The organism is Streptomyces sp. NPDC029159, assembly GCF_055564055.1.
This window is the reverse complement of record NZ_JBVHWT010000013.1, coordinates 209,258-217,076: the sequence shown is the minus strand read 5'-3', so window position 1 is coordinate 217,076 and position 7,819 is coordinate 209,258. Positions and strand designations below refer to the sequence as shown.

Here is a 7,819-nt window from a genome sequence, read left to right as displayed (position 1 = left end):
AAGAAAAAAATCCGGAAAGCCGAGGTTCTAATCCTGCTCACTTGACGGGACCCCCCCCCCCGGCGACGCGACCGCTCGGCTAGGGGGTGTCTTTCCGGTCTTCGTGGATCAGGGCGTGGCGTCTGGTGCCGTGCATCGCAAGGCGGAGGCCCTCCCGCGGACTGGGTGTCCGTGGGTGGGGCGACAACGCGGCGAGGTGCGGTGCCAGGCGCCACGACCCCACGAAGATCGGAAAGACACCCCCTAGGCCGTCCGCTGCCAGCGGATGCGGGTGGCGCACACCGCGACCACCAGCGCCGAGGCGGCGACGGCCGACATCCCCCAGACCAGTCCGGCGGCGCCCGCCAGGAAGCCGATGAGCGGCGGCCCGGCGAGCAGTCCGGTGGTCCCCATGGCGGCCACGAGGGTGAGGGCGTCGGAGCCCTGCCGGGCCGCGGCGACGTAGACGCACGGGGTGACCGCGGCGACGCCCAGGCCGACGCAGGCGAAGCCGAGCAGCGCCGGGAGGACGCCGCCGCTCAGCAGGGCGAGGGCGAGCCCGATGCCCGCGACGGTGGAGCCGACGCGGACGACCCGGCCGTCGCCGAAGCGGCTGCGCCAGCCGTCGGCGAAGAGCCGCGCCACCACCATCATTCCGGAGACGACGGCGATGCCCAGCGGGGCGATCTCCGCGGAGGCGTGCGTCACGTCCGTCATGTAGAGCGCGGACCAGTCGTTCATCGCGCCCTCGGTGATGGTGCCGAACACCATCGCGCAGCACATCCACAGCGTCATCGCCGTCGGCAGCCGCCGGGCGCCGCGTACCCGCTCCGCCTTCGGCGTCGCCTCGGGCTTCGCCTCCTCCCGCAAAAGCCGCGGCGCCGCGAACGCGACCAGGGCCAGCAGCAGGGCGGCGGCGACGGTGAAGTGCGCGGCCACGGACGGGGTGAGCGCGTGGGTGGCGGAGGCCAGCAGCGCCGCGGCCAGGGAGCCGCCGCTGAAGACGGCGTGCAGCCGGGCCATGGCGGTGCGCTCGTGTGCGGCCTCCAGCGCCGCGCCCTGGGCGTTCATCGCGACGTTCAGACAGCCCACCAGGACGCCGTCCACACACATCACCGCCAGGGCCGCCGGGTAGTTCGGCGCGGCGGCCAGGGCGAGCAGCGCCGCCGCCAGGCCGAGGGCCGCGAGGGGTGCCAGGCGGTGGGAGCCCAGGCGCCGCATCAACGCCGCGACCAGCGGGAACGACACCGCGGCGCCCACTCCGGCGGCCATCAGCAGCAGCCCGACCTCGGCGGCGTCCAGCCCGAGGTCGTGCTTGAGCTGCGGCAGCCGCGCCGTCCAGGTGGCGTACTGGAAGCCGAGGCAGCAGAAGAGCGCGGCGATGGCGCACAGGGCGCGGCGGAACGGGTCGTCGAGTCGGAACACGCGATCAGCTCACTTCGTGGGGCGCGGCGGGGCGGTGGCGTGCGGGGCGCCGCACTCCGGGGTGGCCGGCGCGCGGGGGCAGGGGGCGGACCATGCAGACCGCGTCCGGCCCGTAGTCGGGGCCGGGGGCGGCGGCCCGGTGGTCGACGGTGAAGCCGCGGGCCGCCCAGAAGGGGTGGCTGCCGCCGACGGCGATCAGGGAGAGCTGCTCGTAGCCGCGGGCGGTGGCGGCGGCCGTGAGGCGGTGCAGCAGCAGTTGGGCCAGGCCGCGGCGGCGCTGCGGCGGGGCGATGACCAGGTCGTGGAGGTGGAGGTTGCGGGAGGCGAAGGGGCGCTCCTCGGCGCGGGTGAGGTGCGGGTGGGTGTGGGGCGGGTAGGGCAGGGCCAGCAGATAGCCGGCGAGCCGGTCGCCGCGCTCGGCGACGAAGCAGGTCGCCGGGGAGGCGTCGGCCCGGGACGTGAGGGCGGCGCGGTCCTCGGAGAGGCCGAGCGGGGTGTAGGTGGCCGCCTCCAGGGCGGTCACGGCGTCCCAGTCACCCTCGGCGAGATGCCGTATCCGCAGGTCAGGACTCATCTGCCGGATGCCTTTCGGAGGCGGCGCCGTCGGTGACGCAGCGGTACGGGAGCGGGGCGAAGCCGTTGAACTCGCGGGTCATGTAGCTGAGGGCGTAGGCGCCGCTGGAGAGGATCCAGACGGGGTCGCCGGAGGCGGCGTCCGCGGGGACGGGCACGAGGTGGCCGGGTGAGAAGGCGTCGTCGCTGTCGCAGGTGGGCCCGGCGACGACGGCGGGCACGGTGGGGCTGCCCGGTCGGGTGGGGAAGACCAGGCGGTACTGGACGGCGTCCATCTCGTAGAGGCCGTTGAACTTGCCGCAGCTGAGGTAGAGCCAGTGGCGGGGGGTGCCGTCGGCGGCGCGGCGGGTGGCGAGGCGGCTGACGTAGGCGCGGATGGCGCCGTGGTCGGCGACGAGGTGGCGGCCCGGTTCGATGCGGAAGTCCAGCGGGTGGCCCGCCTCGTCGGCCAGGCGCCGCATGCCCTCGCGGAGGACCGCGAAGATCTTGTCGAGCGGGGGGTCGAGGTCGCGGCCGTGCCGGTCGCGGTAGCCGAGGGCGGGCAGTCCGCCGCCGAGGTTGAGGTGGTCGAGGGTGATGCCGCGCCCGCGCAGGGCGGCGAGGACGGCGCCGAGGCGGTCGAGCGCGGTGTGCCAGGCGTCGGCGGTCATCTGCTGCGAGCCGACGTGGACGGAGAGTCCGGCGGGGGTCAGTCCGGCGTCCCGGGCGGTCTCCAGGACGCGTACGGCGTCCTCGGCGGAGCAGCCGTTCTTGCCGGTCAGGCCCCACAGGGCGCCGTCGCCGTCGGTGGCCAGACGGCAGAAGACGCGGGCGCCCGGGGCGTGCACGGCGAGGGCGGCGACGTCCTCGGTGCTGTCGGTGGCGAAGTCGGTGATGCCCAGCCGGTGGGCGTGGGCGATGTCCCGGTCGGACTTGACGGTGTTGCCGTAGTGGATCCGGGCGGGCGGCACCCCGGCGGCGAGGGCCTGGCCGATCTCGCGGGGCCCGGCGGCGTCGATGCCCGCGCCGCGCCGGGCGAGGTGGGCGAGCACCTCGTCGGCGGGGCACGCCTTCATGGCGAACCTGACGTGGACGCCGGGGAGTTCGCGCAGCAGCGCGTCGTAGCTCTCCGCGATGCCGGTGAGGTCGAGGAGGAGGCGGTCGTCGTCGGCGGCGGCGAGGGCGGTGCGCAGCCGGGGGCCGGGGCCGGTCATCGCTGTCCTCGGTCCGGGCGGCTGCCGCCGGAGGGCGGGCCGGTCGCCGCGCTCGCCGTGACGAGGCTCCGCCAGACCTCGGTGAGCAGGGCGAAGTCCTCCATGTCGCGGCGGGCTTCGTCGAGCAGGCGGGCGCGGTGGGTGGCGAGGTGGTCGGCGAAGTCCGCGTACCGGCCGCCGAGGCGGCGGTAGGAGCGGTCGAGGACGGTGAGCCGCCGCAGGTTCTCCGCCGGGTCGAGGTGGGCGCTCTCCCGGGCGAAGAGGGCGATGTCACCGGCGCGTACCCGGTCGTCCGCGTCGAGGAGGGCGGGCCCGGCGTGGGCCATCCGGTCGTAGACGTGGTGGAGGTACTGCATGGAGAGGAGGAATTTCACGAACCGCAGCTGATACGCCAGGAATCCGGCGTCGGTGCGGCGTTCCCCGGTGTAGTAGTTGACGATATGGCGGTTGTGCAGCACCCCCGGGAGGGTGGCGCTGCGGGCGAGATGGAAGAGGAAATAGTCGCTGCCGATGGTGTCGGTGGCCGGGGGCAGCGGGACGTCTTCCTGAATGCCGTGGAATCCGATGTTGCACATGTCGACGTGCATGGGGTCGACGAGGGCCAGCGTGGAATGGTCGCCGGTGAAAGGGTCGGTTCCGGCGCCGAGAAAGGAGGCGTCCGCCAATTCCCTTTTCTCTTCCGCGGACCAGTTCTCGGGGGCCCACAGTCCGACGATGTCCCGGTAGATTCCGGGGTCGGTGGCGCGTATCTCGCCGATGTCGACGGAGAGTTCGCCGACGAAGGAGGCGCCGGCCAGGACGACGGATTTCCCGGCGTGCCGGTCGTCCAGGGAATTCTCGGTGACGGCGGCGGCCACGTCGCGGGCGCGTCTGCCGAGGGCGAGCAGTTCGTGGTGGATCGGATGAACCGGTTCGCCGCGGTGGGTCTGGTAGCGGCTGTCGGAGTCGCGCCGGTGGACGGAGCGGCAGCCGAGGGCGGCGGCGAGGAGGAAGGCGCGGTTGGTGCAGGCGCCGTAGGAGAGCCGGTCCGGGAGCATCAGGGCGAGCATCAGCTCGGGTTTGGGCAGCCCGGCCCGGTCGATGACGCGGCGCAGAAAGGTGCGTTGGGCGGCTTCGTCGAGGTGGTGGACGGTGACGTGCTCCCCGGCGGCGGCGTGCGCCGCGCGGGCGTGGCGGGCGCGGTCCGGGGCGTCGGCGGAGTCGAGGATCAGCAGATCGACCTCGACGCCGAAGTGTTCGGCCGCGTAGGCCGCCTCCTCGCCCAGGGCGGTGAGGGTGGCGGTGCATTCCCGGTTGGTGGGAAGGGTCAGACAGATGCGGTCCATGCCCCGTCTCCGGTCGGCTGTGCGGTGGGATTTCCGTTCCAGGATTCGAGGCCCAGCAGTGCGGCGCCGAGCGGATTGAGCGTGGCCCGGCCGTAGCGGAGCGATTCATGGCGTACGGCGTCGCCGAGCAGTGTCGCGTTCCATTCCGGGGTCCGCAGCCGTCGCCAGGATTCGATACGGGAGCGGCGCAGTTCCTCGTGGGATTCGAGGGCGGGCATCATCGAGAGGTACTGCACGGCACGGACGCCGTCGGCGGAGGTGTTGGGCGCGACGCCGTGGGCGAGTGCGCCATTCCAGATCAGCAGGTCCCCGGCGCGCAATGCGGGGCGGACGACGGGAATTTCGGCCGGGTCGATGTGCGGCCGGATCGGGTCGCGGCCCGGTGGCTGGAGGGCTTTCCAGCGGTCGAAGTCGCGGAAGAGTTCCGGGGCGCAGCGGAATCCGCCGGATGCGGGGTCGGTGTCGTTGAGGGCGATGATTCCCTGGACGCGCTGGGGCAGGACGCCGAGGGTGGTGTCGATGTCCCAGTGGAGATTGATGTCGAATCCGCGGTCGGTGCCGGGAATCAGCGCGCGGTCGCGGTTCTTGACGTTGGGCGGGTTGAGGTTGAGGCGGTCCAGCGTCACCCACAGTTCCTCGGCGTCCCAGACGTCGACGAACGCGTCGTAGACCCGCTGTGTCTGGCGGCTGTCCCAGATGAGCTGGTGGTGGTATGCCTCGACGAAGCCGTAGATGTGGAGTTCGCGGTCGAGGTCCGAGCGGTAGGGGCGGTCCTCGTACCAGGTGTCGGGGCGGGTGGGGTCGAGGCCCTGGAATTCCCAGGCGAAGTCGAGGAGCCGGGCCGCCGATGCGGCGGGGATGGCCTGTTCGACGACGACGTAGCCGTAGGTCTGCCAGTGGGTGAAGTCCGCCTCGGACAGCACCCGCAGCGGGCGGGTCTTGGTGAGGTCGCGCAGCGGGGTGCGGGCCAGGTAGGTGTCGGCGTCCTCGCTGAAGTAGGGGACGTCGCTGGCTGCGCGGTACAGGTGGCCGGGGGCCGGCATGTGTGCACTCCAAAGCTCGAAGGTCCGGTGGCCGGGGCCGTTTCCCGGGGTCGCCGCGGAGGGCCCGGTGGGGCGGCGGCGGGTGCGGGAGGTCCCGGACGGGCGCGTCGGTGGCGGTGGGGGGCCGCGCGGGGCGCGGCGGCACGGACGGCCGTCGGTCGGGAGGGATGCGCGTGCGGAAGGAGTCGGTGCGGGGTGGTGAGGGATGCGGTGGTCGGTTCCGAAGGGGGCGCCGCCCGTCGCCGGAGGGCGTGGGGTCGCCGAAGGCGGGTCAAGTGCCGGTGCGGAGCGCCGCGCGGTGCTCCGTACCGGGAGGCGGGCGGGCCTCTCCCCGGCAGCGGCGGCGGTCTGCCGCGCTGCCCGGGGCCAGTCACACCCGCCCCTTGCTTCACTCGCGTTCCACCAAACTGGACTAGACCACGGCGGCATGTCAACACTTGCCCGGTATTCGACGTGGCGTCAACGAAGAGCAGGTGAACGGCAGTTGAGACCTCGCCCCGAAGGGGCGCCGGGGACCGCCGGGGCGCGGGAGCGGATACGGGGCGGCACGGCGGTAGTCACCGGATACGGCAGCGGGCATCCTTGACATCGGCAATTGGTACAGGCCAATATCCATTGGCCTGTACCAATGAACGTCCGCACCGATGAACACCGTGGCGATGTGTCGGCACTACCCGGAAGGCCGGTCGATGTCCTCCAACATGCACAGCAAGGAACTGCGGCGGCTCGCCCTCTCCGTCCTCCAGCCCGGGTTCGCCGGCACCGTGGCGCCCCCGTGGATCCTGCGCGCCATCGGTGAGGGACTCTCCTCCGTGGTGCTGTTCACCCGGAACATCAGCAGCGCGGAGCAGGTGGCGCAGCTCGCGGCGCAACTACGCGCGGAGAATCCCGAGTTGATCATCGCCATCGACGAGGAGGCCGGTGACGTCACCCGCCTGGAGGCGGCGACCGGCGCCACCCGGCCGGGCAACTTCGCGCTCGGCGCCGTCGACGACACCGAGCTGACCGAGGCCGTCGCCCGGGACCTGGGCCGTCAGCTGCACGCCGCCGGGGTGAGCCTGGACTACGCACCCAGCGTCGACGTCAACTCCAACCCGGACAACCCCATCATCGGCGTCCGGTCGTTCGGCGTGGACGCCAAGGTGGTCTCCCGGCACGCCTCCTCCTGGGTGCGCGGGCTCCAGTCCGCCGGGGTCGCCGCGTGCGCCAAGCACTTCCCCGGCCACGGTGACGTCGCCATCGACTCCCACCACGGGCTGCCCAGTTACGACGCCACCGCCGAGGAGATCGCGGCGCAGGCGCTGCCGCCGTTCCGCGCCGCCCTGGACGCGGGCGTCCGCGCGATCATGAGCGCCCATCTCCTGGTCCCCGCCTACGACCCGGAGGTGCCCGCCACGCTCAGCCGCCGCATCCTCGTCGACCTGCTCCGCGGCGAGCTGGGCTTCGACGGGCTGATCGTCACCGACGCCATCGAGATGGGCGCGGTCACCGGCCTCTACGGGATCGACGGCGCCGCGGTACGGGCCGTCGCCGCGGGCGCCGACGCGCTCTGCGTGGGCGGCGAGAACGCCGGGGAGGACACCGCGGAGCTGCTGGTCGGCGCGTTGGTCGCGGCCGCCTCCTCGGGCAGGCTGCCGGCGGAGCGGCTGGCCGAGGCGGCCGACCGGGTCGGCGAGTTCGCCCGCTGGTCGGCCGGGCTGCGCCGCTCGGTGCCCGCCGACCCGGTCAGCCGCGACATCGGCTTCGTCGCCGCGCGGCGCGCCCTGCGGATCAGCGGCGCGGGCGACGGCGTACTGCCGCTGTCCGCACCGGCCCACGTCGTGGAGCTGGTGCCGTCCACCAACCTCGCGATCGGCAACGAGACGCCGTGGGGCGTCGGTGCGCCGCTGCGCGAGCGGCTGCCCGGCACCACCTCCGTACGGATCCCCCGTCAGGAGCTGACCGACCGCCCGGGCGCGCTGGCGGAGCAGGCGCTGGCCCCGGCCACCGGACGGCCGCTGGTCGTGGTGGTGCGCGACGCCGCCCGGCACGGCTGGATGGCCGAGGCGCTCGCCGCGCTCGTCGCGGCGCGGCCGGATGCGGTCGTGGTGGAGATGGGGCTGCCCGGGGCGGACGTGCCCGGGGCGGTCCGGCTGTTCACCCACGGGGCGACGGCCGCCTCCGGTGTCGCCGCGGCGGAGGTCCTGGCCGGTCCCCGCTGACCCGGTGTCCGGCCGGAGCGCGGCCGGGCCCGGCCCCGAACCGCGGGACGCGACCTGGCCGGGCGCGCTCCGGCGGGGGT

6 protein-coding genes are annotated in these 7,819 nt (G+C 73.7%); 1 reads left to right on the top strand and 5 read right to left on the bottom strand.

The window, feature by feature from the left end; all coding sequences use genetic code 11:
• Positions 1-243: 243 nt before the first annotated feature.
• From ACZ4U4_RS24090 to ACZ4U4_RS24070, 5 genes are read right to left on the bottom strand one after another with little or no spacing between them, the layout of a single operon-like run.
• Positions 244-1,404, bottom strand: coding sequence for an MFS transporter (locus ACZ4U4_RS24090; protein ID WP_467877933.1), 1,161 nt, complete (start codon positions 1,402-1,404; stop codon positions 244-246).
• 4 nt (positions 1,405-1,408) lie between these two features.
• Positions 1,409-1,978 carry a GNAT family N-acetyltransferase gene (locus ACZ4U4_RS24085; RefSeq protein ID WP_467877931.1) on the bottom strand — a complete coding sequence of 190 codons (570 nt, stop codon included), beginning with the start codon at positions 1,976-1,978 and terminating at the stop codon, positions 1,409-1,411.
• Positions 1,968-3,170 carry a type III PLP-dependent enzyme gene (locus ACZ4U4_RS24080; protein WP_467877928.1) on the bottom strand — a complete coding sequence of 401 codons (1,203 nt, stop codon included), beginning with the start codon at positions 3,168-3,170 and terminating at the stop codon, positions 1,968-1,970. Before ACZ4U4_RS24080 ends, ACZ4U4_RS24085 begins: the two co-directional genes overlap by 11 nt.
• A complete protein-coding gene (locus ACZ4U4_RS24075) occupies positions 3,167-4,495 on the bottom strand; it encodes a DUF6271 family protein (RefSeq protein ID WP_467877925.1) in 1,329 nt (442 codons plus the stop codon). Before ACZ4U4_RS24075 ends, ACZ4U4_RS24080 begins: the two co-directional genes overlap by 4 nt.
• A complete protein-coding gene (locus ACZ4U4_RS24070; protein WP_467877922.1) occupies positions 4,477-5,538 on the bottom strand; it encodes a phytanoyl-CoA dioxygenase family protein in 1,062 nt (353 codons plus the stop codon). The genes ACZ4U4_RS24075 and ACZ4U4_RS24070 overlap by 19 nt, the downstream gene beginning before the upstream one ends.
• Positions 5,539-6,227: 689 nt before the next feature.
• Between ACZ4U4_RS24070 and ACZ4U4_RS24065 the strand changes: the two genes are divergently transcribed.
• Entirely contained in the window at positions 6,228-7,739 is a 1,512-nt protein-coding gene (locus tag ACZ4U4_RS24065) for a glycoside hydrolase family 3 protein (RefSeq protein WP_467877919.1), read from the top strand.
• Positions 7,740-7,819: the final 80 nt, after the last annotated feature.

What these genes read in the sequence shown, in the direction of transcription:
- ACZ4U4_RS24085 (WP_467877931.1), bottom strand. Translation starts at nt 1,978, where the DNA reads ATGAGTCCTGACCTGCGGATACGGCATCTCGCCGAGGGTGACTGGGAC.
- ACZ4U4_RS24080 (WP_467877928.1), bottom strand. Translation starts at nt 3,170, where the DNA reads ATGACCGGCCCCGGCCCCCGGCTGCGCACCGCCCTCGCCGCCGCCGAC.
- ACZ4U4_RS24075 (WP_467877925.1), bottom strand. Translation starts at nt 4,495, where the DNA reads ATGGACCGCATCTGTCTGACCCTTCCCACCAACCGGGAATGCACCGCC.
- ACZ4U4_RS24070 (WP_467877922.1), bottom strand. Translation starts at nt 5,538, where the DNA reads ATGCCGGCCCCCGGCCACCTGTACCGCGCAGCCAGCGACGTCCCCTAC.
- ACZ4U4_RS24065 (WP_467877919.1), top strand. Translation starts at nt 6,228, where the DNA reads ATGTCCTCCAACATGCACAGCAAGGAACTGCGGCGGCTCGCCCTCTCC.